This window comes from Haemophilus haemolyticus (genome assembly GCF_001008275.1).
GTDB lineage: Bacteria > Pseudomonadota > Gammaproteobacteria > Enterobacterales > Pasteurellaceae > Haemophilus > Haemophilus haemolyticus_P.
This window is the reverse complement of sequence record NZ_LCTH01000004.1, coordinates 1-22,881: the sequence shown is the minus strand read 5'-3', so window position 1 is coordinate 22,881 and position 22,881 is coordinate 1. Positions and strand designations below refer to the sequence as shown.

Below are 22,881 nucleotides of genomic sequence, written 5' to 3'. Positions count from 1 at the left end.
CGTTGTTCTTCAGTGTTGTTTTGGTTAAAGTCGAGAGGCAACACATCAGAAGCATTGTAAACACGCAATTCTTTCGCTAACACTTCCACTTCGCCCGTTGCCATATTTTTATTGATTTGGTTTTCAGGACGTGCAATCACTTCACCTTTAATTTGAATACAGAATTCGTTACGTAAACCCGCAGCCGCTGTCAATGCATCTTGATATTTCGGATCAAAACAAACTTGCACAATGCCATCACGATCGCGCATATCAATAAAAATCAAGCCACCTAAATCACGACGGCGGTGAACCCAACCGCTTAATGTTACATCTTGTCCGATATTGTTACGGTTTAATGCTCCGCAATAATGTGTACGCATCATATTCAATTCCTTAACTTTCTATAAAAATGGAAAAATACCGCAGAATTATACGGAAAAAGGCGCGTCTTTTAAATCTTAAACGGAAATTTATTTGACCCCTTGAAAACTTTCCTTAAAATGACCGCACTTTTTAAATATTTTCTAATCTGTAGGGTGTAGAAAGTTGAAAAAAACACACATGCCCCACACAATATAAACCATGAAAGATACTATTTTTTCCGCTCCCATTGAAAAACTCGGCGATTTTACCTTTGATGAAAACGTTGCTGAAGTCTTTCCAGATATGATTCAACGCTCCGTGCCTGGCTATTCCAACATTATTACGGCAATCGGTATGCTGGCAGAACGTTTCGTTACAGCTGATAGTAACGTTTATGATCTTGGTTGCTCACGAGGAGCTGCCACACTTTCCGCTCGTCGAAATATTCATCAACCAAACGTAAAAATTATTGGTATCGATAATTCTCAACCTATGATTGAACGTTGTCGCCAACATATTGCGGCATATCATAGTGAAGTACCTGTAGAAATTCTCTGTGACGATATTCGTCATGTTGAAATTAAAAATGCCTCAATGGTCATTCTCAACTTTACCTTACAATTTTTACCGCCTGAAGATCGCATCGCATTGCTTACCAAAATCTATGAAGGCTTAAATCCAAACGGCGTGCTCGTGTTATCAGAAAAATTCCATTTTGAAGATGAAAAAGTAAATGAGCTACTGATTGATCTCCACCACCAATTCAAACGCGCTAATGGTTATAGCGAACTTGAAGTGAGTCAGAAACGCACCGCTCTTGAAAATGTGATGCGTACAGATTCTATCGAAACACACAAAATGCGGTTAAAAAATGTAGGATTTTCACAAGTAGAACTTTGGTTCCAATGCTTTAATTTTGGCTCAATGATTGCGGTTAAATAATTCATAACAAATTTATTTAATTCAACTTTTTTATGGCATAATGCCCGCACTTTTTATCACAAAAGGATTAAACCGATGCGAATTTTACACACTATGTTACGCGTGGGCGATTTAGATCGTTCAATCAAATTCTATCAGGATGTTTTAGGTATGCGCTTATTACGCACCAGTGAAAACCCAGAATACAAATATACGCTGGCTTTTTTAGGTTACGAAGATGGTGAAAGTGCGGCAGAAATTGAATTAACATACAACTGGGGCGTAGATAAATATGAACACGGCACAGCATATGGACATATCGCTATCGGTGTAGATGATATTTATGCGACTTGTGAAGCCGTTCGCGCAAGCGGTGGTAACGTTACTCGCGAAGCTGGGCCAGTTAAAGGTGGCTCAACCGTCATTGCTTTTGTTGAAGATCCAGATGGTTATAAAATTGAATTTATCGAAAACAAAAGTACTAAATCTGGTTTAGGCAACTAAAGTGCGGTCAATTTTTATTGTATTTTGAATAACGTAGGGATTCCTACGTTATTTTATTTTTAAGAGATAGATTATGTCCGATTCTCAAGAAATCCCTTATCACAACCAATTAAAAAATCGCTTTCGTGGCTATTTCCCCGTTATTATTGATGTTGAAACTGCTGGTTTTGATGCAAAAAAAGATGCGTTACTCGAACTGGCCGCCATCACATTAAAAATGGATGAAAATGGTTATTTGCATCCTGATCAGAAATGCCATTTTCATATCGAGCCTTTTGAAGGGGCAAATATTAATCCTGAGTCCTTAAAATTTAATGGCATTGATATTCACAATCCATTACGTGGCGCAGTGTCTGAACTCGATGCAATTACGGGGTTATTTCAAATGGTGCGTCGAGGACAAAAAGATGCGGATTGCCAACGTTCTATCATTGTGGCGCACAATGCTGCTTTTGATCAAAGTTTTGTGATGGCTGCCGCTGAACGTACTGGCGTAAAGCGAAATCCCTTCCATCCTTTTGGAATGTTTGACACCGCAAGTTTAGCAGGCTTAATGTTTGGTCAGACTGTTCTCGTTAAAGCCTGTCTTGCCGCTAAAATCCCGTTTGATGGGAAGCAAGCGCACTCCGCGCTATACGACACCGAACGTACAGCGGAATTATTTTGCTATATGGTGAATCATTTAAAAGATCTCGGGGGATTCCCGCATATTGCTTCTGAACTGGAACAGGAAAAAACAACTGAAAAAGAGACCGTACTTTAAGAAAAATAAAAAAGTGGTTGCAATGGTTTTATTTTTCCAGTAGTTTAAAAGCAATTCTTATTTGGAGATAAAAAATGAGCATTATCCGTCGTCACCATCATCACCATTCAACTGAATAATCTTTCAGGTTTTTGGTGTGCTTGGAAGATTTCTTCCGAGCTGACAGGATAATAAAAATCTTACCCCTCGGAAGGCAACTTTCGAGGGGTTTTGTTTTATTACAACACAGGAGTCATCAATGCAACGACATCATCATTATTTATTCGACAATCAAAAATTTTAAAGTAAAGTATTCACCATTTAATAATTCACAAGGAACAATACAATGTTAACAAATCCCGTTGTTATTTCGATTATCGTTTTACTAGCACTAAGTTTGCTACGTATTAACGTAATTATTGCGTTAGTTATTGCCGCACTCACTGCTGGACTCTGTGGAGGTCTAGGTTTAAGCAAAACAATTGAAATCTTCACTGGAGGTTTAGGTGGTGGCGCAGAAGTCGCAATGAACTATGCGATGCTTGGTGCGTTCGCGATTGCGATTTCTAAATCAGGTATTACCGATTTAATTGCCTATAAGATCATCACTAAAATGAATAAAACACCAAGCTCCAGCAATTTAACTTGGTTTAAATATTTAATTTTTGGTGTATTAGCATTATTCGCCATTTCTTCACAGAACTTACTTCCTGTACACATTGCTTTTATTCCAATCGTTGTACCGCCGTTACTTTCTATTTTTAATCGTCTAAAAATAGACCGTCGCGCTGTAACCTGCGTACTTACATTCGGCTTAACCGCAACTTATATGTTACTTCCTGTTGGCTTTGGTAAAATATTTATCGAAAGTATTTTGGTAAAAAATATCAATCAAGCAGGTGCTGCTCTTGGTTTACAAACAAATGTAGCTCAAGTATCCCTCGCGATGTTATTGCCCGTAACTGGCATGATTTTAGGATTACTCACCGCAATATTTATCACTTATCGCAAACCAAGAGAATATAATGTAACTATTCAAGAGCCAACCACAAAAGAAATTGAAGCGCACATCGCAAACATAAAACCAAAACAAATTACTGCAAGTTTAATTGCCATTGTAGCGACCTTCGCAACACAATTAGTGACAAGTTCAACCATTATTGGTGGTTTAGTTGGGATAGTCATTTTTGCAATATTTGGCATTTTCAAATTGAAAGAAAGTAACGATATTTTCCAACAAGGTTTACGTTTAATGGCAATGATTGGATTTGTTATGATTGCGGCATCTGGTTTTGCTAATGTGATTAATGCCACAACGGGCGTAACAGATTTAGTTCAAAGCTTAAGTAACGGAGCGATTCAAAGTAAAGGTTTGGCCGCATTCTTAATGTTACTGGTCGGATTGTTGATTACAATGGGAATTGGTTCATCATTCTCAACGGTACCAATCATTGCCTCTATCTATGTGCCACTTTGTTTATCTTTTGGTTTCTCACCATTAGCCACCGTTTCAATCGTTGGTGTTGCGGCTGCATTAGGAGACGCAGGTTCCCCAGCATCTGACTCCACTTTAGGCCCGACATCAGGTTTAAATATGGATGGTAAACACGACCACATTTGGGATTCTGTTGTACCCACCTTCCTACACTACAATATTCCATTATTAGCGTTTGGCTGGATTGCAGCAATGTACCTTTAACGATTATAATCCCCCGACTTGGGGGACTTTTTATGACCATTCAACAACTTATCCAACTCTTAGCTCAAAAAGTTCAGCAACTTTATCAAGCTCATTTATCCAAACAAGAAGAAAAAATCTTCGCCAAATTTGACCGCACTTTGTTTAGTGAAAATGGACAGAATGTTTCCTTTTATCTAAAGGAAATCAATCAAACGCTAGATAGAATAAAGACATTAGAATCTAACGATCTTAATCACTATAATTTTCTGGCAGAGCGTTTACTCTCCCAATGTTCCGTTCTTTCGGAAGCTTTATCTTGTAAGAATACTCACCTAACAACCTCCAACCAAACGATGAAACAACCTATTCAAAAATCTCAACATAGCATTCACAAATTACCGCCAAGAGAACGGTTGGAAAAATACTATGAAGCATTAGAACGCTTGAATAAACTTTATCAACAACATAAAGATTTAGCACAGGCAGAAAAAAATAATGATGAAAAAATACGTTATGCTCAACTTGCAGAAGGTTATAAAAAACGCCAGCAAAAATGCCAAGAGGCAATAGATCTTTTAGAAGAATATTTGATATTTAAAGAAGAATTAGGAAACCGTGAAAATATGGAAAATAGATGATGAGAAATAAAAAAACTAATTCTCTCGAATTAGTTAACTTTAAAAAGTTGATGGCGGAGGAATAGGGATTCGAACCCTAGGAGGGCGTAAACCCTCGCCGGTTTTCAAGACCGGTGCCTTCAACCACTCGACCATTCCTCCGTGATTTAATGCGCATGTATAATACGTTTTTTGAGAAAAACCGTCAAGCAAAAATCATCTCGTTTTTATCAAGTGATTATTTTTACTGCAACCCAAAAATAAAAAGAATTGACGTAATAAACATCACGCCAATTCTAATTTTTTATTTTAGATTACTCTGATCTTGCTCGTGTAGGCTCAGAATATACATGGCTAATCGCACAATGATGCCCTGCCGCCCCTTTACCGTAAAAATAATAGCGAGAATCTTTCCATTCAGTAATTGGGAAAGCTTCTGGCATTTCATCACTCGCTTTCGCCAAAGTCATCTCTGCTTTTGTATGAGTAACTGAAGAAATAGTACCTAAACGCCCATTAAACTCATAGGTACGAATAAAGGCTGGTTCATTTACAGTTTCAGGCTCATTTACGGTAATCGTTGACTCAATAGACTCAACTGTTTCCTGAGGTTTATGAGAATTTAAACGCTCTAAAGATTCTTGTACTTTTTTCTGTACAGATTCGTTGGCTGGCTGAGTAATAAAATCTAATGCTGGTTTTACTTCAAGAGATTTTTCTTCAACTACAATCCCCATTGCTGGCGTGATAAAACCTTTTTTAGTTTTCTCTTGCTCGAGCAATTCATCCACCGATAAGAAATTATTTTCTTTCGGAGTGTTCACTGTTGAATAGTCCACCCAAGCTTTTCCACTTGCCAATTCAGGTGAAGCCACTGCAGCAAATAATGGCATTGGCGATTTTGGCTCTTGATTACGGCGACGACGTTGATTATTCGCTGCACGTAAATGACGTGGAGTGCGGCGTTGGCGTTCTTGACGTTCAGAACGTTCTTGGTTTTGACGAACTGGTTTTTCATCATCTTGAACTTGAACGGTCTGAACTTCGACAACATCCACTTCTGGCATTTGTTCAACAACGCTTTCGTTATTTTCAACAGAAATCTCATTATCTTCAACACGCACGCGTTTACGTAAATCACGACGTTGACGGCGTTGAGTCACTTGTTCAGTTTTTTCATCCTGAGCCTCAAAAACCGGTGTAGAATTTACCGAACTTTCAGAGATGCTTTCTTCCACTAAGTTACGGCGCGAACGGCGTTGATTACGCTCGCGGATATTACGAACTTGTTCTTCGGTTCTTTCCGTTTCGTTATTTTCAGAACGTGGTCGACGAGAAGTACGGCGATCCTGTGGACGACGTTGATTACGATTAGAATTGCGCGAAGTGCGGTTATTTTTCGGTTTATTTTCTTCGGATTCAGAAGTAAACAAGCCTTTAATCTTCGCAATAATTTTTGCTAATAAAGACGGTTCATTCGATTTACGCTCAACTGGAGTTGGAGCTGCTTCAGAAATAGAAAGTGCCACTGCTGCACTTTCAACTGCTGGTTGTTCAGCAACAACAGTTGTTTCCACATTACGAGAAACAAGAGATTCCTCGGTGCTTTCATCTTTCTCACAGTGAATTTTCGCTAAGTTATAGCTCAATTCATTCACCTCTTCGCCATCGCGTAAGCGGAAAACGCTAAAGTGCGGTGTTTCCATTGCTTCATTTGGCGCAACAATAACATCTACATTGTGACGTTTTTCAATATTGCTTATCGCTTTACGTTTTTCATTAAGAAGGTAAGAAGCAATTTGTACTGGCACAATCGTATGCACTTGCTTGGTATTTTCTTTTAACGCTTCTTCCTCGATTAAACGCAAGATAGACAAGGACAGAGATTCGTTATCACGCACTTTACCTGTTCCTTGACAACGAGGACAAATGTGATGTGAAGACTCACCTAATGAAGGACTTAAACGCTGACGTGACATTTCTAACAAACCGAAACGAGAAATGCGGCTAATTTGAATACGAGCACGATCTTGGCGAACGGCATCACGAATACGATTTTCCACTTCACGTTGGTGACGAACTGGCGTCATATCAATGAAATCGATAACAACTAAACCACCTAAGTCACGCAAACGTAATTGACGCGCAATTTCATCTGCCGCTTCAAGGTTAGTATTTAATGCAGTTTCTTCAATATCGCCACCACGAGTAGAACGCGCGGAGTTAATATCAATAGCAGTTAAGGCTTCGGTTACATCAATAACGATTGAACCGCCAGAAGGTAAACGCACTTCACGCTGGAATGCTGACTCGATTTGAGATTCGATCTGATAGTGACTGAAAAGAGGCACTTCGCCTTGATAAAGTTTCACGCGATTGATGAAATCTGGGCGAACAAGTTTGATATGCTCTTTTGCTTTTTCAAATACTTTCGGGCTATCAATAAGGATCTCACCAATATCACGGCGCAAATAATCACGAATAGCACGTACAATTACATCACTTTCTTGGTGAATCAAGAAAGGTGCTGGACGATTTTGAGATGCTTGTTTAATCGCTTCCCAATGGTGAAGTAAAACTTTTAAGTCCCACTGCAACTCTTCTGGAGATTTCCCCACACCTGCAGTACGAACAATCAAGCCCACGCCTTCAGGCACATCTAATGAACTTAATGCTTCTTTTAATTCAGTGCGCTCATCCCCTTCGATACGACGAGAGATTCCACCCGCACGCGGATTATTTGGCATAATGACCAAATAACTACCCGCAAGAGAAACGAAAGTGGTTAAGGCTGCGCCTTTGTTTCCGCGTTCTTCTTTATTAACTTGAACGATAACTTCTTGGCCTTCGCTCAAGATATCGCGAATATTCGGACGACCTTGGAAAACATAATCATCGGGAAAATATTCACGAGCAATTTCTTTTAATGGCAAAAAACCATGACGTTCTGCACCATAATCTACAAAAGCCGCTTCTAAGCTTGGCTCAACGCGAGTAATTTTCCCTTTGTAGATATTCGCTTTTTTTTGCTCATGTCCTGGGCTTTCAATATCCAGGTCAAATAAGCGCTGTCCGTCAACAAGCGCTACACGCAACTCTTCTTTTTGAGTCGCATTAATTAACATTCTTTTCATTGTCAATTCTCTTATTAAATATTTTAAAAGACCTCAAAATAAACCGCACTTTGCTTCGTTATCGACCTCGTGTTTCTCGCGCCAGTCAATCTCACGACTGTATGTTGCTGGGTGCATTGATAACGTTATTAAGCATAAACGTTTGCTTTATAAAACAACTCGATATTCCACACGCGTTGCAAGCGGCTAATTCATTTCAAGAAAAATGTTGATTATCAATGTCTTATGCCGATTGCTGCATTGAGTTTTCACCAACAAAACTTATCCTTTTTTACGCAAATTCTTAGGCGTAAAAAGACGCTCTATTATCCATAGAAAACGATTAATTAGCAAGGCGAATATTACGTTCATAGAGTTACGTTAAGAGTGCCTTTGTGATATGATTCGCGCCAATTTTCAAAAGGAAAAAAGATGACTGAACAAAACGAAAAAATCATTAATTCATCAGTAAAAATGCTGACAATTAGCGAAGATGAAAGTGGCCAACGTATCGATAATTATTTATTAGCAAAACTCAAAGGCGTGCCCAAAAGTTTAATTTATCGTATTGTGCGTAAAGGTGAAGTGCGGGTAAATAAAGGCCGTATTAAGCCAGAATATAAACTGAAAACAGGTGATATTGTTCGCGTTCCGCCTGTGCGTGTGGCTGAAAAAAACGATGCGTCGATTTCAAAAAATCTCAATAAAGTCGCCACACTTGAAAATCAAATTTTGTTTGAAGATGATTGTTTGATTGTTTTAAATAAACCTTCAGGAATCGCTGTGCATGGTGGAAGTGGTTTAAATTTTGGTGTGATCGAAGCCTTACGAGCATTGCGTCCAGAAGCACGCTTTTTAGAACTGATTCATCGTTTGGATCGCGATACATCAGGCATTTTATTAATTGCGAAGAAACGTTCAGCATTACGTAATTTGCATGAACAACTTCGCGTAAAAACTGTTCAAAAAGATTATTTAGCGTTAGTACGTGGGCAATGGCAATCCCATGTAAAAGTTGTTCAAGCACCGCTTTTGAAAAATGAATTATCCAGCGGAGAGCGCATTGTACGTGTCAGCGAGCAAGGCAAACCATCTGAAACCCGCTTCAGCATTGAAGAACGCTATACAAATGCTACGCTTGTGACGGCTTCACCAGTCACAGGGCGTACACATCAAATTCGTGTACATACACAATATGCAGGACATCCTATTGCATTGGATGATAAATACGGCGATAAAGATTTTGATAAACAAATGAGCGAATTGGGATTGAACCGTTTGTTCTTACATGCCTTTTCAATTCGGTTTGAGCATCCTAAAAATGGTGAAACACTACGCTTCAATGCACCACTGGATCATAAAATGAAAGCAATTTTGCAAAAGTTACGGGAAAGCAAATAGACAACATTTGTGTTTATTGCTACACTTGCGTGCGGAGACAACTCGTTTCTATCATCAAAATTTCATAATAACGACAACAAAGGATAGCAAAATGGCAAAAGGACAATCTTTACAAGATCCTTATTTAAATGCGCTTCGTCGCGAACGCATTCCTGTATCAATCTACCTTGTAAACGGAATCAAACTTCAAGGTCAAATTGAATCATTCGATCAATTCGTGATTTTATTAAAAAACACTGTGAACCAAATGGTATATAAACACGCAATTTCAACTGTTGTGCCTGCGCGCTCTGTTTCTCATCACAATAGCAACCATCATGTAGCAACAACTGAAGCCGTTGAAAGCGTGGAAACTCAAACAGAATAATCACAGCTCCATCAATGGATAATCAATATTTATTAAGTGCGGTTGAAAATTCTCATGAAATTTCAACCGCACTTTCTTCATCCCAACAATCTGAAAAAACACGTGATACCGCCATCGTGGTTCACGTTTTCTTTGCGCAAGATAAAAACACTGACGATCTACAAGAGTTTTTGCTACTCGCTGATTCTGCCAACGTAGATGTATTGGATACAATCACCACAAGCCGTAGCACTCCTCAAGCTAAATATTTTGTAGGTGAGGGAAAAGCTCAAGAAATTGCAGATGCGGTGCAATCACATAATGCTGATGTTGTGCTTTTTAACCATCAATTAACTCCAGCACAAACACGTAACTTAGAAAGTTTATGTCATTGTCGAGTGGTCGATCGCACCGGAGTCATTTTAGATATTTTTGCCCAACGAGCAGGTTCTCATGAGGGAAAATTACAGGTTGAACTTGCGCAACTAAAACATTTATCTACTCGATTAGTTCGTCGAAAAACAGGCTTAGATCAACAAAAAGGCGCGGTAGGATTACGAGGGCCGGGTGAAACTCAATTAGAAACGGATCGTCGTTTGATTAAAGTGCGCATTTCTCAATTACAAAATCGATTGGCAAAAGTGGAGAAACAGCGTAATCAAAATCGCCAAACACGCCAAAAAGCAGACATTCCAACGATTTCACTTGTTGGCTATACCAATGCAGGGAAATCAACCTTATTTAATCGTTTAACCAATGCAGAGGTTTATGCCGCTGATCAGCTTTTTGCAACATTAGATGCAACTTTACGAAAATTACAGATTCAAGATGTAGGTACAGCAATTTTAGCGGATACGGTAGGATTTGTTCGACAGCTTCCGCATGATCTTGTTTCAGCCTTTAAATCGACTTTACAAGAAACGGTAGAAGCCAGCTTATTACTCCATGTCATTGATGCGGCTGATTCGCGAAAACAAGAAAATATCGATGCAGTCAATGATGTGCTAGAAGAAATTGGTGCAGAACAAGTGCCTGTTCTATTGGTATATAACAAAATTGATTTGTTGGAAAATGTTGTACCGCATATCGAATACAATGATGAAAATCAGCCTGTTGCAGTCTATCTCTCCGCGCAAGATGAGCAGGGTATTCATTTATTGTTTGAAGCCATTAAAGTGCGGTTAAAAAACGAGATACTTTCTCTTTCTTTAATTTTACAACCACACGAAGGTAAACTTCGCCATGCTTTTTATCAACTTGATTGTGTACGACATGAACAAATTTCTGAACAAGGAGAATTCTTGTTAGATATACAGATTGATAAAATTATGTGGTTAAAGTTATGTAAGCAATTTTCTAGATTAGCAGATATTAAAATACAATCTGACAATGCCTAATTTATAGAAAATTATTTTCCAATTCCATATTGTTTCAATTTATTCGCAATCGCAGTATGGGAAACGCCTAAACGTTGAGCTAATTTTCTCGTGCTTGGATATTCCGCATAAAATAATTTTAGAACTTGTGCCTCATAAGAACCGATGATTTCATCTAAGGTTTTATTTTCAAATTCATCCAAAGAAATCACCGCACTTTGTGTCGGAGCAAGATTTAAACTTTCGATAGTTAAATGATTATCTTGTACCAGAGAGCAGGCACGATAAAGGGTGTTATAAAGCTCACGAACATTCCCTTTCCAATCATATTTCTGCAAATAAAGAAGAAAATCTTTATCAAAGGTTGGTTTTGCAATTTTTAATTCTTCACTGATTTCCTGTAAAAAACCTTGTGCCAGTGGTTCAATATCTGCCATGCGATCACGTAATGGAGGCACATTAATAGTGAGAACATTTAAGCGATGAAACAAATCAGCACGAACTTTACCTTGCTCAACAAGCAAATGGAGTGGAACCTGTGATGTACAAATCACTCGTACGTTTGCATGATGTTCCTTCTCTTCACCCACCCGACGAAAAGAGCCATCCGTTAAAAAACGCAATAATTTAGCCTGCAAACTCAATGAAAGTTCAGCAATGCCATCTAGTAATACAGTTCCCTCATTCGCGTATTCAAAAAAACCGATGGTTTCGCTGTCTCCGACTTTCCGACCAAACATTTCACTTTCGGCGTCTTCATCAGGCAAACCTGCACAGTTTACTGCGATAAATTTTTTATCACGACGCAAACTTTGATAATGGCAGGCTTTCGCCAACAAATCTTTTCCACTCCCAGTTTCACCTTGAATTAACAAAGGCGCATCAAACATAGCAAAACGTTTCGCATTTTCAACCGCACTTCTCATGGATTCACTTTGCACAATAAAACAATCGAAAGGATTTTGTGGATTAAATTTGAAACTGGTCATATATCAGAAATGTAGGGAAAATAAGATTGGATTATGATAGTTTTTTTACATCAAGGTGTAAATATTATTTTACACATTAGGGAATAAAAATGCGGTCGTATTTGACCGCACTTTATATGACTATAATTTTAACATTCGCTCTGCTTCACGTGCACGAACAAGGAATTGTTTCCGTTCAGCAGTTCCCATTCCACTACTTGTGCCAGGCAATTTAACCGTCAACGGATTGACCGCCCGTCCATTTATATGGAATTCATAGTGTAAATGTGGTCCTGTTGAAATTCCGGTATTACCAGAAAATGCAATTCGCTCACCTTTTTTAATTTCTTGTCCTGCGCGAACAAGCGGTTTACTTAAATGCATATAAACAGTCTCATATTCTCGACCATGACGCATAACAATATAACGTCCAGCACCTCCAGCCTGATATGCCACTTTTTCAACTACGCCATCTGCAGGTGCGATAATCGGTGTACCTTGAGAAACAGAGAAATCCACACCTTTATGCGGTCGAACACGCCCAGTTACTGGATGACGACGATTTGGATTAAATGGTGAAGAAACGCGCGCTTGGCGTTGCAATGGATAACGAGCAAAACCTTTACCTAAGGTTTCCCCTTGTTGGCTATAGTAACGACCATTCGCAGCCTGAACCGCATAATAACTCTTACCTTCAGATGAAATATGTAATGCTTCAACATTACCTTGACCAGTGAGTTTATCGCCTAAATATTCACGAGAAACTAAAATTGCGAATTTAGTTCCCTTTTTCAACTTCTGAATACTCACTTGCCATTGAAGTGCGGTGGTTAATTGGTTGATTTGACGATTATCTAATCCCTGAGCTTTTAGGCTAGCCGCAAACGTCCCGTTAATTTCACCTTTTAATACTTCTTTTCGCCAAACACTTGTTTTTTCAACGACTTGACGTTTAAACTTACCACCTTCAACACGTTCATAAATGCGTTCTTCTTTTTCAGATACAAGCCAATTTAAATATTCTAGTTCATCATTTTTATCTAAAATCCAATAGAACTGTTGACCCGCTTTCAAATTTGCCAACTCACCGTCTACAGCAATTAAACGCTGTGCGGTATCATCTTCCAAACCAGAAAGTTCCAATACGTCTTTTAGGCTATCGCCACGCGTCACAGTATGGCTAAATTGATCAGTAATACGAATTGCTTGATCGGCAGCATCTAATAAACCACTTAATGCATCTTGTGCATTTTGTGGCAAATTATCCAGTTCATCTGTTGAAGGCTTCACTTCATCAACTTCATCATCTTTAGCCTGTAATTCATCATCATAAGATGTTGCATCTTCATCATTAAGATGCTCAGTTGCCTGATGTTCTACTGAAGTTTGTGCTGTTTTTTCTTCTTGTTTATTTGAGGTATTTAATGATTGATATTCAACATTATCCACCACAGCTGGAATGACTTGTTCCGGTGAATCATGATGTTCTGAATTATCTTTTAGAGTGAGTAAAATCCCTGAGAAAATCAGTAAAATAGCAATAAAAAACACTCCCTCTTTAATACGAGAGCGTTTTTTTCTTCTATCTCTAGCTAATTTTACGTGTTGCACAAGGATTCCTAAAATAAAAAAGTTTTCAGCATTCAGACTACATATTATAAAGAAAATTCATTTCTACGGGAAAAGCATTATTCAAACGCTTAAATATTCGACATTGGGTAGAAAATCTTGAGAATTCTATAAAAATGCGTTATTTTCCCCAACCATTGTTGAAAACACGGCGATTTTATGAATATCACAGCCATTCGCAACGAGCAAAACCCACAACCGCTCATTCAATTAAAAAATATCAATGTGGTTTTCGCACAAAAAACTGCACTACAAAATATTAATTTAAATATTTATCCGAATTCTATTATCACTATTGTTGGGCCAAATGGTGGTGGTAAATCAACGTTATTAAAAACCTTATTAAAACTACAAACGCCCACTTCTGGCGAAGTCATTTACAGTAAAAATGTTCGCATTGGTTATGTACCACAAAAAATCCATTTGGATCATAGTTTGCCTATTACGGTTGAGCGATTTCTTTCGCTAAAAAAAGGTCTTAAAACACAAGAAATATCCACCGCACTTGAGCAACTTTCGATTTCACATTTACGCAAAAGTAATATGCAAAAACTTTCTGGCGGTGAAATGCAACGCGTATTATTGGCGCGTGCAATTTTAAATAAACCAAATTTACTTGTGCTAGACGAACCCACCCAAGGCGTAGACATTACTGGGCAAGCAGAGCTTTATCAGCTCATTCATCAAACCCAACAAAAATTAAATTGTACCGTGTTGATGGTATCACACGATTTACACATTGTGATGGCAGATAGTAAAGAAGTATTGTGTATTAACCAACATATTTGCTGTGCAGGTACGCCTGATGTTCTGTCAAATGATCCAACATTTATGCGTTTATGGGGAAATCAGCTCGCACAAAATGTCGGCTTTTATACCCATCATCATAATCATCACCACACCTTACACGGTGATGTGTGCGGTTGTAATTCATCTGCAGTGCATTGTCAAAATAAGGATAAATAATGTTTGAAATTTTATTTCCTGCCCTTTTAACAGGAATTTTGCTCTCACTTATTACCGCACCACTTGGCGTATTCGTGGTGTGGCGGAAAATGGCTTATTTTGGTGACACCCTTTCTCATTCTGCCTTGCTAGGCGTGGCATTAGGTATTTTCTTACAAGTCAATCCTTACATTGCGATTGTCGTGCTTACCTTAATTCTTGCTATCGCAATGGTGTGGTTAGAAAGCAATACGCAATTTTCTATTGATACCTTGCTCGGCATTATCGCCCATAGCTGTTTATCTCTCGGGGTTGTAACAGTAGGATTACTACAGAATGTACGAGTAGATTTGATGAGTTACTTATTTGGGGATTTGCTCGCAATTAATTATACCGATTTAATTTATATCGGGATTGGCGTGATAATTGTGCTTTCAACATTAATTTACTTTTGGCAATCCTTGCTTTCCACCACCGTATCGCCAGAACTCGCTCAAGTTGAAGGCATTAATATCAAAAAAATGCGTTTTATTTTAATGATATTAACCGCATTGACTATTGCCTTGAGCATGAAATTTGTCGGTGCATTAATAATCACATCGTTATTAATAATTCCTGCGGCAACCGCTCGTCGTTTTGCGAGAACGCCAGAATCTATGGTGGGCTGGGCAATTGTAGTCAGTATGTTATCGATTATAGCTGGGCTAATATTATCAGCCTTTTATGATACCGCAGCTGGACCTTCCGTTGTCATTTGTTCAGCGTTTTTATTTGTCTTATCACTCTTCAAAAAAGAGCGATTATAAGCTTGCCCAACCAGTGAAAACCATTTGCGCCACACTTTAATTCTTGATAAAGTGCGGTCAATTTTTACGGTCTTTTTAGGATAAGAAAATGAGCCAAGAATATTTAGATTTTGAATTGCCGATTGCAGAATTAGAAGCAAAAATTGAAGCATTACGTGCAGCATCGGATGATAAAGTTGATTTAACTGATGAAATCAAACGCTTACAAAAGAAAAGTAACGAACTCACTAAAAAAACCTTTGCTAACCTCGATGCTTGGCAAGTTTCACGTATGGCGCGTCATCCAAACCGCCCTTATACACTAGATTATATTGAACATATTTTTACTGAATTTGAAGAACTTGCAGGTGATCGCGCATTTGCTAATGATAAAGCGATCGTTGGCGGCCTTGCACGTTTAGATGGTCGCCCAGTGATGGTGATTGGTCATCAAAAAGGTCGTTCCGTAAAAGAAAAAGTACAACGTAATTTTGGTATGCCAGCACCTGAAGGCTATCGTAAAGCTTTACGCTTAATGGAAATGGCTGAGCGTTTTAAATTACCAATTATCACATTTATTGACACACCGGGAGCTTATCCAGGTATCGGCGCAGAAGAACGTGGACAAGCGGAAGCTATCGCCCGTAACTTACGCGAAATGGCACAACTTACTGTTCCCGTTATTTGTACCGTTATCGGTGAAGGCGGTTCGGGCGGTGCATTAGCTATTGGCGTGGGCGATAAAGTTAATATGTTACAGTATTCGACCTATTCTGTTATTTCTCCAGAAGGCTGTGCTTCTATTCTTTGGAAAAGTGCAGAAAAAGCATCAACGGCAGCAGAAGTAATGGGATTAACCGCAAGCCGTTTAAAAGAATTAAATCTCATCGATAGCATTGTTCAAGAACCTTTGGGTGGCGCACATCGCAATCATGCGAAAATGGCTGAAAACTTAAAACTTCGTTTAAAAGAAGATTTAGCTGAACTCGACGAGCTAAGCAAAGAAGAATTATTAAATAGACGCTATGAACGTTTAATGTCTTACGGTTATTGCTAACTAACATTCTAAAAGAGCGGTGATTTTTGCCGCTCTTTTTTGATCTAAATATACAACAAAGGAGCAAACACAATGAAAAACGTACTTTCGATCCAATCCCACGTGGTCTATGGTTTTGCGGGTAACAAATCCGCGACTTTTCCAATGCAGTTGTTAGGCGTAGATGTATGGGCATTAAATACCGTTCAATTTTCTAATCACACCCAATATGGAAAATGGACAGGCATGGTCATCCCACAAGAACAAATCCGAGAAATTGTGACCGGACTCGACAACATTGAAAAACTACAAGAATGTGATGCCTTGTTATCTGGTTATTTAGGTTCTGCGGAACAAGTCGATCAAATTCTTTTTGCCTTAGAACAAATCAAACTGCGTAATCCAAATGCGCTTTATTTATGTGACCCAGTGATGCCACATCCGAAAAAAATCTGCGTTGTTGCCAATGGTGTTCGCGAAGCACTCATTGAAAAAGCGATTCCAGTGGCGGATATTATGACGCCAAACTTACACGAATTGCGCCAACTGACCGAGTTCCCAATTAATACCTTTGATGATGTATTAAAAGCAGTGAATGCGTTGATTGCAAAAGGCGTGAAGAAAGTTCTCGTTAAACATTTAGGCAGTGCGGGTAAAATTAACGATCCTGATACATTTGAAATTATTATGGCAACCCCAGAAGGTGTTTGGCATTTAAGCCGTCCGCTTTATCAATTCAACTTTGAGCCAGTGGGCGTGGGCGATTTAATCGCAGGTACATTCTTAGCAAATTTACTCAATGGAAAATCTGATATAGAAGCCTTTGAAGCGATGAATAACGAAGTAGCAGGCGTAATGAAAACCACCTTTGAACTGGGTTCTTACGAATTACAAACCATTGCCGCACGTTTTGAAATTCTCAATCCAAGCAGCAACTATAAAGCTGAAAAAGTTGCCTAATGGACTTACTTTCGGACATTGAAAAACAACTCAAACAAACCACCGCTCAAGCATTTCTTATTGCCTTGAGTGGTGGTTTAGATTCCACTGTACTTCTTTCTTTATTTGCAAAACTTCGTCAAAAACAACCGCACTTACCGACTTTATCAGTACGTGCTATCCACATTCATCACGGCTTAAGCCCCAATGCAGACAGTTGGGTTCAACATTGCCAAGACTTATGCGATCAATTTCAAATTCCGTTGATTATCGAGCGAGTACAAGTATCTAAAACCAATAGCATTGAGGCTGGCGCACGTGAAGCACGCTATCAAGCCATAAAAAAACATCTTCAAACACAAGAAGTACTCGTCACTGCGCATCATCTAAACGATCAAACAGAAACATTTTTCTTAGCGTTAAAACGTGGCAGTGGGCTACAAGGCTTGGGAGCAATGCAACAACGAAGTGTATTATTCGGCATGCCAATTTTACGTCCTTTGTTAGGCTTTACTCGCACACAGTTAGAAGATTACGCGCAAAAAGAAAAACTCAACTGGATTACAGATGAAAGTAATGAGGATAACCGATACGATCGCAATTTCTTGCGTAATGAAATTTTGCCAAAATTACGTGAACGCTGGACGCATTTTGATTTAGCCGTGCAACGTTCAGCACAACATTGTTTTGAACAACAACAATTAATTAATGATTTATTGAATGAAGCCTTTGCAGAACATTGCAAAATTAAAAATCAATTTAAACTACTCCAATTTCACCAATATTCCCCCACAAAACAGACCGCACTTTTGCGTATGTGGCTTGCGGAAAACCAACTTGAAATGCCAAGTAAACGCCAACTTACACAACTTATTAATGATGTTGTTTTTGCAAAAGAAGATGCAATCCCTCAATTTCAACTTGTAAGTAAGGTTATTCGACGTTATCAGGACTGTTTATATTTAACTAAGCCGTTTTCTGATCTAACCAAATACACCCTAAAATTAGAAAAAACCACGTTGAGTTTACCTGATGATTTAGGTAATCTAACTGCTCAAGAAAATGAACATAATCTGATTTTCTACTGGCAGGATTACTCTGTTACGCTAGACAAAACGAACTTGCCTATTTCTATCCGCTTTGGCTATTCAGGAAAAATTAAACATCATCCGAAACGACCAAGAGAAGATATAAAAAAAATCTGGCAAGAATTAAGCGTACCACCTTGGGAACGAAATCGGATTCCTTTAATTTTTTATGGCAACGAGCTAAAAAGTGCGGTAGGTTTTTTCCGTGTTTTTGACGAGTCTTAAAATCAAGTTAAATCGGCTTTGTTTCTAAAAATGCTTTCAGAATTTTAGCAGTGAATTCTTTTCTTAGATAAAAACCTAAAGGCAAGGTATCTATAATTTCGCCATTTTTTCCTATGCCTTTTGTCACAGCACGGCTATTTGCCCCCTTAGGGCGAAGTTGCATAACCTCCCCAATTCGAGCCGTTATTTGATCCAACTTGCCAAGTACAATTAAATCCATCAATTCTTCCCAATCTTGTTTTAATTGACGTTCTTGCTCAGCGGTTGGCTTCCATAAAATTGGTGCGCCGATATGGCGTTCACGTAATGGAATATGACGGCTGCCTTCAATAGGCATCCAAAGTACACAAGAGAGTTTATGACGAACGTGAGAATTTTCCCATTTAACCCCTGAATTTTGTACCAATGGGGCAAGGCTCACAAAAGTGGTTTCAAGAGGATAACCCTCAGCATTAATCGGTAACGTTTTAAGCTCAACACCTAAATGAGAAAAATCCTGTTCAGCTTTACTCCCTGCCGTTGCGCCTAAAGCGCGCTCTAATAACATCCCCACCCAGCCTTTATCACGTTTTAAATCTGGCGGGATAGGAATATGCAGTTCATCAGCTAACTCCCCAAAAGTTAAGCCTGCAATTGATTGCGCTTGGGAAAGTAATTGTTCAAGAGTTTGTGGAATCATTCGTGATATTTCTTAAAAAAGCGAGGCTTCGTGTTTTCAGTGCCTTTATCAATATAGGGAATTTTCTCTAACTGCAATAAAAAACGTTTTGCCTCTAAGCCACCACCAAAACCAGTTAAAGTACGATCTTTGCCTAAAATGCGGTGACAAGGAATAATAATACTAATCGGGTTACTCCCTACCGCACCGCCCACAGCACGAACAGCTTTAGGATTATTAATCCGTAACGCCAGCTTTCCATAAGTTGAAAGCTCGCCATAATCAATTTCGCGCAAGGCTTGCCAAATGGATTGTTGAAACGCTGTACCTTCTGGTTTTAAGGGAATGTCTGAAAAACACTCAACTTCGCCATTAAAATATCGTTCAAAAGCCAACCGCACTTTTTGAAAAACAGGCAATTCATCTTGCTTGTGCCATTTGGAATTAGGCGCATATTGCTCTTTTTCAAAATCAATATGCGTAATGCTCTCGCCGTCAGATAAAATCAAAAGTCGTCCGACTGGCGAGGGGTAATAAGTGTAATAAAGTGCGGTCATTTTTCGCCTTATTTTTATAAAAGAAAAGCACACTTCGTGTGGAAGTGTGCTTTATTATGCTAAATTTTCTAACCAATTAGAAACTATAATTTAAGTTTAAGCCGTAAAGATTTGCGCTTGCTTTAGAGGTGTAATTACCTGTAACGACCACTGCACCATTTCTAATAACTTGCTCTTCTTTGAAATGAACTTTTTTACCTTTCAAATAAGCATAGCCTAAATCAACTGAAAGATTCGGGGTAAATTTATATGTAGCACCCACACTATACCAAGTACGGTCGGTATCGGGAATAGCCGCACTAGCATGTTCAGTTGCTGCAGCTTGATCATAAGCAATACCTGCTCGTAAAGTTAATTTCTCATCCACATCGTAGGTTCCACCTAGTGCTACACGCGAACTATTTCTGTAGTACATTTTCTTATGAAATGCCTCTACACCATCAGCATGATAAGTTGCATATAAGTTTTTCAAACGGCTCCAATGAGAATATTTATAACTATAGTGCATCGCAAATTTTTCAGTTAATTGGTGGAATCCTGAAAATTCTAAGTAATCAGGCAAATTAAGCTTTAAACCACCTTCTTGCCCAATACGCTGAGCTTGTAAACTAGTTGCTGTATGATCTGTAAAGTCAATATCTACTTTAGAATGGTAAGCTAAACCAATTCGGTGATTTTCATTAAATTGATACATTACACCTGCATTCCAAGCAAAAGCCCAAGCAGCTTTATCTTGTAATTGAGTTAGAATAGTATCTTTTTGAACGCGACTTAATGAAGCCAATAATGGACCAGCTGTAGGAGGTAATTGTATAGCTCCTGCGCGTACAGCATTACCAACATATTGAGCCGCATCAGCCAGAGCACCAGCTCTACGCTCAATTTTTGCTTGAGCATAAATCGCATTCAAGCCTAAACCAGCACTAAATCCCTCAGTAACACGATAAGAGCCGCTTAGATTTAAATTTAACGCTGTTAAATCTGTTGTACCGCCAAATACACCGCCGTTATATTTGTTATCATACTCGCTTTTCAAACCAAAATTCACATTCATGCCTGCACCAACCGCCACTTTGTCATTAACAGGTGCCACAAAATACATATTTGGTACAAGAGAACCTGGAACTACATTTTTTTGATGAAGATTAGTTGAAGCACTTGGCAAACGAGCACCCACATTTCTACCTAACGCAGTAATATCGGTATTACCATTCATATTAATCTTAGAATCCACATAAACGCCACCTACAGAAAATTGATTCGTTTTAAATAAACTCATCAACGCTGGGTTAGTTGCTACGACAGAGGCATTATCCGCAATCGCCGCTTCACCCGCATAGGCACGACCTAAACCAGAAGTCGATACTTCAGATAATTGGAACGCTGCTGCATTTGCCCCACCAGCAGCGAATAACATTGCAGTTGCTAAGACAGATTGATTAAATTTTTTCATTTGGAAACCTTTGTTATAAATAAAAATCTGGGGGATTCTAAAACCCGAATCTATTGAGTGCAAATCCATTTCTTTGTTTTTATTAGAGTTCCGACCAGTTAGCGGGAACTTTTTACATTTAATGTGCCATTTTGTTCAATTTTTGTCATTTATGGACAAACAGAAAAATGATAAAATGCGCAAAAATATTCATATAAGGAAAAGAAAATGACCGTAAAATGCAAAGCAGAAGAATCCTTAACTTGTAGCTGTGTTGATGTAGGCACGATTATTGATGGCTCTGACTGTAGCGTAGAAGTACATCAATTTTATAGCACTGAAGCTGGTGCCAATGCAGCGCTTGAACGATTAACAAAGAAAGCGCGCGATACAGAAAGCGATCCTTGCGAAATTAAAAGCGAAATCGTGGCAGTTGAAGACGGCGTTCAACTAAATGCCTCTTTCACTTTTAGTTGCCAAGCAGAAGCGATGATTTTTGAACTCGCGAATCGTTAAAAACAATGTCAAACTCGACCGCACTTTTTCTAAAGTGCGGTCTTTTTTTATCTCAAAATTTAAATCGCAAACGTTTGCTTAAGCTGTTAAAATAAATCGCAATTTATTTTTCAATACTTATCGATATAGGAAAACACTGTGAGCAAACAATCATTAAGCTATAAAGATGCCGGAGTTGACATTAATGCTGGCAATGCATTGGTTGAACGAATTAAACCAGAAGTAAAACGTACAACTCGCGCGGAAGTTATCGGGGGATTAGGTGGATTTGGCGCCTTATGTGCGATACCAAGCAAATACAAAGAGCCTGTTTTGGTATCTGGTACCGATGGAGTTGGCACAAAATTACGCTTAGCCATTGATTTAAAAAAACACGACACCATTGGCATTGATTTAGTCGCTATGTGTGTAAATGATTTAGTCGTTCAAGGTGCTGAACCACTGTTTTTCTTAGATTATTATGCAACAGGAAAACTAGATGTTGATGTAGCTGCTGACGTTGTAAAAGGGATTGCTGATGGTTGTGTGCAATCAGGTTGTGCATTAGTGGGTGGCGAAACAGCAGAAATGCCAGGCATGTATCATGCAGGCGATTATGATTTAGCCGGATTTTGTGTAGGCGTTGTAGAAAAATCTGAAATTATTGATGGTAGCCGTGTAAAAAATGGCGATGCATTAATTGCCTTAGGTTCCAGTGGCCCACATTCAAACGGTTATTCTTTAGTTCGTAAAGTGATTGATGTCGCGGGCGTTAATCCTGCAACAGAACTGCTTGATAATAAACCATTAAGCGAACATGTACTTGCGCCAACAAAAATCTATGTCAAATCCGTGTTAGCCCTTATTAAGCAAGCCGATGTACATGCGATTGCGCATTTAACAGGCGGCGGTTTCTGGGAAAACATTCCGCGCGTATTGCCTAAAAACACCAAAGCAGTAATTGATGAAAAAAGCTGGAAATGGCCTTCCGTGTTTAATTGGTTACAAGAAAAAGGCAATATCAACACATATGAAATGTACCGAACTTTCAATTGTGGTGTTGGCATGGTAATTGCAC

At 38.8% G+C, this 22,881-nt stretch carries 22 protein-coding genes, 1 tRNA gene and 1 other annotated feature; of the genes, 15 read left to right on the top strand and 8 right to left on the bottom strand.

All coding sequences use genetic code 11. The features are described from left to right. Window positions 1-365 (bottom strand): OB-fold nucleic acid binding domain-containing protein (locus tag AAX15_RS00445; protein WP_046938604.1); only part of this gene is annotated, 365 nt, incomplete at its 3' end. A 199-nt stretch (window positions 366-564) separates the two neighbouring features. Here AAX15_RS00445 and cmoA point away from each other — a divergent pair. The 5 genes from cmoA to priC all read left to right on the top strand — a co-directional run bounded on the left by cmoA (window position 565) and on the right by priC (window position 4,831). Beyond that, window positions 565-1,287 carry a carboxy-S-adenosyl-L-methionine synthase CmoA gene (gene cmoA / locus AAX15_RS00440; protein ID WP_046938603.1) on the top strand — a complete coding sequence of 241 codons (723 nt, stop codon included), beginning with the start codon at window positions 565-567 and terminating at the stop codon, window positions 1,285-1,287. 75 nt (window positions 1,288-1,362) lie between these two features. Then, on the top strand, window positions 1,363-1,770 hold the full coding sequence (gene gloA, locus AAX15_RS00435; RefSeq protein WP_005628548.1) for a lactoylglutathione lyase: 408 nt from the start codon (window positions 1,363-1,365) through the stop codon (window positions 1,768-1,770). Window positions 1,771-1,843: 73 nt separating this feature from the next. Beyond that, a complete protein-coding gene (gene rnt, locus AAX15_RS00430; RefSeq protein WP_046938602.1) occupies window positions 1,844-2,533 on the top strand; it encodes a ribonuclease T in 690 nt (229 codons plus the stop codon). Between the two features lie 94 nt (window positions 2,534-2,627). Continuing rightward, window positions 2,628-2,749 (top strand) — a sequence feature (His leader region). A gap of 109 nt (window positions 2,750-2,858) precedes the next feature. Beyond that, window positions 2,859-4,211, top strand: coding sequence for a Na+/H+ antiporter family protein (locus AAX15_RS00425; protein WP_046938601.1), 1,353 nt, complete (start codon window positions 2,859-2,861; stop codon window positions 4,209-4,211). Between the two features lie 32 nt (window positions 4,212-4,243). Further along, a complete protein-coding gene (gene priC / locus AAX15_RS00420) occupies window positions 4,244-4,831 on the top strand; it encodes a primosomal replication protein PriC (RefSeq protein ID WP_046938600.1) in 588 nt (195 codons plus the stop codon). Between the two features lie 51 nt (window positions 4,832-4,882). Here priC and AAX15_RS00415 read toward each other — a convergent pair. Together AAX15_RS00415 and rne are read right to left on the bottom strand one after the other, a co-directional pair. Next, window positions 4,883-4,972 (bottom strand) — tRNA-Ser (locus AAX15_RS00415). Window positions 4,973-5,124: 152 nt separating this feature from the next. Then, window positions 5,125-7,944: a ribonuclease E gene (gene rne / locus AAX15_RS00410; RefSeq protein WP_046938599.1), complete on the bottom strand. Its 2,820-nt coding sequence runs from the start codon at window positions 7,942-7,944 to the stop codon at window positions 5,125-5,127. 411 nt (window positions 7,945-8,355) lie between these two features. Here rne and rluC point away from each other — a divergent pair, with 411 nt between their 5' ends. The 3 genes from rluC (at window position 8,356) to hflX (ending at window position 11,067) form a co-directional block, all read left to right on the top strand. Then, entirely contained in the window at window positions 8,356-9,324 is a 969-nt protein-coding gene (gene rluC, locus AAX15_RS00405) for a 23S rRNA pseudouridine(955/2504/2580) synthase RluC (protein WP_046938598.1), read from the top strand. A 91-nt stretch (window positions 9,325-9,415) separates the two neighbouring features. Beyond that, window positions 9,416-9,691, top strand: a complete 276-nt coding sequence (hfq, locus tag AAX15_RS00400; RefSeq protein WP_046938597.1) for an RNA chaperone Hfq — start codon at window positions 9,416-9,418, stop codon at window positions 9,689-9,691. A 14-nt stretch (window positions 9,692-9,705) separates the two neighbouring features. Continuing rightward, window positions 9,706-11,067: a ribosome rescue GTPase HflX gene (gene hflX / locus AAX15_RS00395; protein WP_046938596.1), complete on the top strand. Its 1,362-nt coding sequence runs from the start codon at window positions 9,706-9,708 to the stop codon at window positions 11,065-11,067. Window positions 11,068-11,078: 11 nt separating this feature from the next. Here the strand turns inward: hflX and AAX15_RS00390 are convergent, their stop codons facing one another. Together AAX15_RS00390 and mepM are read right to left on the bottom strand one after the other, a co-directional pair. Beyond that, window positions 11,079-12,035 (bottom strand): sigma 54-interacting transcriptional regulator, encoded by a 957-nt coding sequence (locus AAX15_RS00390; protein WP_046938595.1) that lies wholly within the window; start codon window positions 12,033-12,035, stop codon window positions 11,079-11,081. A 120-nt stretch (window positions 12,036-12,155) separates the two neighbouring features. Beyond that, window positions 12,156-13,625, bottom strand: coding sequence for a murein DD-endopeptidase MepM (mepM, locus tag AAX15_RS00385; RefSeq protein ID WP_046938594.1), 1,470 nt, complete (start codon window positions 13,623-13,625; stop codon window positions 12,156-12,158). A gap of 177 nt (window positions 13,626-13,802) precedes the next feature. On the opposite strand from mepM, the gene znuC reads away from it, so the two are divergent. The 5 genes from znuC (at window position 13,803) to tilS (ending at window position 18,661) form a co-directional block, all read left to right on the top strand. After that, entirely contained in the window at window positions 13,803-14,609 is an 807-nt protein-coding gene (gene znuC, locus AAX15_RS00380) for a zinc ABC transporter ATP-binding protein ZnuC (protein ID WP_046938593.1), read from the top strand. Then, window positions 14,609-15,394 carry a zinc ABC transporter permease subunit ZnuB gene (gene znuB / locus AAX15_RS00375; RefSeq protein ID WP_005633994.1) on the top strand — a complete coding sequence of 262 codons (786 nt, stop codon included), beginning with the start codon at window positions 14,609-14,611 and terminating at the stop codon, window positions 15,392-15,394. The genes znuC and znuB overlap by 1 nt, the downstream gene beginning before the upstream one ends. Before the next feature lie 88 nt (window positions 15,395-15,482). Further along, entirely contained in the window at window positions 15,483-16,430 is a 948-nt protein-coding gene (accA, locus tag AAX15_RS00370) for an acetyl-CoA carboxylase carboxyl transferase subunit alpha (protein ID WP_046938592.1), read from the top strand. Window positions 16,431-16,502: 72 nt separating this feature from the next. After that, entirely contained in the window at window positions 16,503-17,369 is an 867-nt protein-coding gene (gene pdxY / locus AAX15_RS00365; RefSeq protein ID WP_046938591.1) for a pyridoxal kinase, read from the top strand. After that, window positions 17,369-18,661, top strand: a complete 1,293-nt coding sequence (gene tilS, locus AAX15_RS00360; RefSeq protein WP_046938590.1) for a tRNA lysidine(34) synthetase TilS — start codon at window positions 17,369-17,371, stop codon at window positions 18,659-18,661. The genes pdxY and tilS overlap by 1 nt, the downstream gene beginning before the upstream one ends. A 7-nt stretch (window positions 18,662-18,668) precedes the next feature. On the opposite strand, the gene mutH is transcribed toward tilS, so the two are convergent. The 3 genes from mutH to AAX15_RS00345 all read right to left on the bottom strand — a co-directional run bounded on the left by mutH (window position 18,669) and on the right by AAX15_RS00345 (window position 21,392). Further along, window positions 18,669-19,340, bottom strand: coding sequence for a DNA mismatch repair endonuclease MutH (gene mutH / locus AAX15_RS00355; RefSeq protein WP_046938589.1), 672 nt, complete (start codon window positions 19,338-19,340; stop codon window positions 18,669-18,671). Beyond that, window positions 19,337-19,876 carry a methylated-DNA--[protein]-cysteine S-methyltransferase gene (locus tag AAX15_RS00350; protein ID WP_046938588.1) on the bottom strand — a complete coding sequence of 180 codons (540 nt, stop codon included), beginning with the start codon at window positions 19,874-19,876 and terminating at the stop codon, window positions 19,337-19,339. Before AAX15_RS00350 ends, mutH begins: the two co-directional genes overlap by 4 nt. Window positions 19,877-19,952: 76 nt before the next feature. Continuing rightward, entirely contained in the window at window positions 19,953-21,392 is a 1,440-nt protein-coding gene (locus AAX15_RS00345; RefSeq protein ID WP_080950384.1) for an outer membrane protein transport protein, read from the bottom strand. Window positions 21,393-21,536: 144 nt separating this feature from the next. Between AAX15_RS00345 and AAX15_RS00340 the strand changes: the two genes are divergently transcribed. Both AAX15_RS00340 and purM read left to right on the top strand, forming a co-directional pair. Continuing rightward, window positions 21,537-21,824 carry a YfcZ/YiiS family protein gene (locus AAX15_RS00340; RefSeq protein WP_046938586.1) on the top strand — a complete coding sequence of 96 codons (288 nt, stop codon included), beginning with the start codon at window positions 21,537-21,539 and terminating at the stop codon, window positions 21,822-21,824. A 138-nt stretch (window positions 21,825-21,962) separates the two neighbouring features. Beyond that, on the top strand, window positions 21,963-22,881 hold a 919-nt coding region (gene purM / locus AAX15_RS00335; protein WP_046938585.1), incomplete at its 3' end, for a phosphoribosylformylglycinamidine cyclo-ligase.

Bases quoted from the DNA above. Each gene is read 5' to 3' on its own strand.
- AAX15_RS00350 (WP_046938588.1), bottom strand. From the start codon at position 19,876: ATGACCGCACTTTATTACACTTATTACCCCTCGCCAGTCGGACGACTT.
- znuB (WP_005633994.1), top strand. From the start codon at position 14,609: ATGTTTGAAATTTTATTTCCTGCCCTTTTAACAGGAATTTTGCTCTCA.
- rnt (WP_046938602.1), top strand. From the start codon at position 1,844: ATGTCCGATTCTCAAGAAATCCCTTATCACAACCAATTAAAAAATCGC.
- hflX (WP_046938596.1), top strand. From the start codon at position 9,706: ATGGATAATCAATATTTATTAAGTGCGGTTGAAAATTCTCATGAAATT.
- hfq (WP_046938597.1), top strand. From the start codon at position 9,416: ATGGCAAAAGGACAATCTTTACAAGATCCTTATTTAAATGCGCTTCGT.
- rne (WP_046938599.1), bottom strand. From the start codon at position 7,944: ATGAAAAGAATGTTAATTAATGCGACTCAAAAAGAAGAGTTGCGTGTA.
- AAX15_RS00390 (WP_046938595.1), bottom strand. From the start codon at position 12,035: ATGACCAGTTTCAAATTTAATCCACAAAATCCTTTCGATTGTTTTATT.
- priC (WP_046938600.1), top strand. From the start codon at position 4,244: ATGACCATTCAACAACTTATCCAACTCTTAGCTCAAAAAGTTCAGCAA.
- rluC (WP_046938598.1), top strand. From the start codon at position 8,356: ATGACTGAACAAAACGAAAAAATCATTAATTCATCAGTAAAAATGCTG.
- znuC (WP_046938593.1), top strand. From the start codon at position 13,803: ATGAATATCACAGCCATTCGCAACGAGCAAAACCCACAACCGCTCATT.
- accA (WP_046938592.1), top strand. From the start codon at position 15,483: ATGAGCCAAGAATATTTAGATTTTGAATTGCCGATTGCAGAATTAGAA.
- gloA (WP_005628548.1), top strand. From the start codon at position 1,363: ATGCGAATTTTACACACTATGTTACGCGTGGGCGATTTAGATCGTTCA.
- pdxY (WP_046938591.1), top strand. From the start codon at position 16,503: ATGAAAAACGTACTTTCGATCCAATCCCACGTGGTCTATGGTTTTGCG.
- AAX15_RS00340 (WP_046938586.1), top strand. From the start codon at position 21,537: ATGACCGTAAAATGCAAAGCAGAAGAATCCTTAACTTGTAGCTGTGTT.
- cmoA (WP_046938603.1), top strand. From the start codon at position 565: ATGAAAGATACTATTTTTTCCGCTCCCATTGAAAAACTCGGCGATTTT.
- mutH (WP_046938589.1), bottom strand. From the start codon at position 19,340: ATGATTCCACAAACTCTTGAACAATTACTTTCCCAAGCGCAATCAATT.
- tilS (WP_046938590.1), top strand. From the start codon at position 17,369: ATGGACTTACTTTCGGACATTGAAAAACAACTCAAACAAACCACCGCT.
- AAX15_RS00425 (WP_046938601.1), top strand. From the start codon at position 2,859: ATGTTAACAAATCCCGTTGTTATTTCGATTATCGTTTTACTAGCACTA.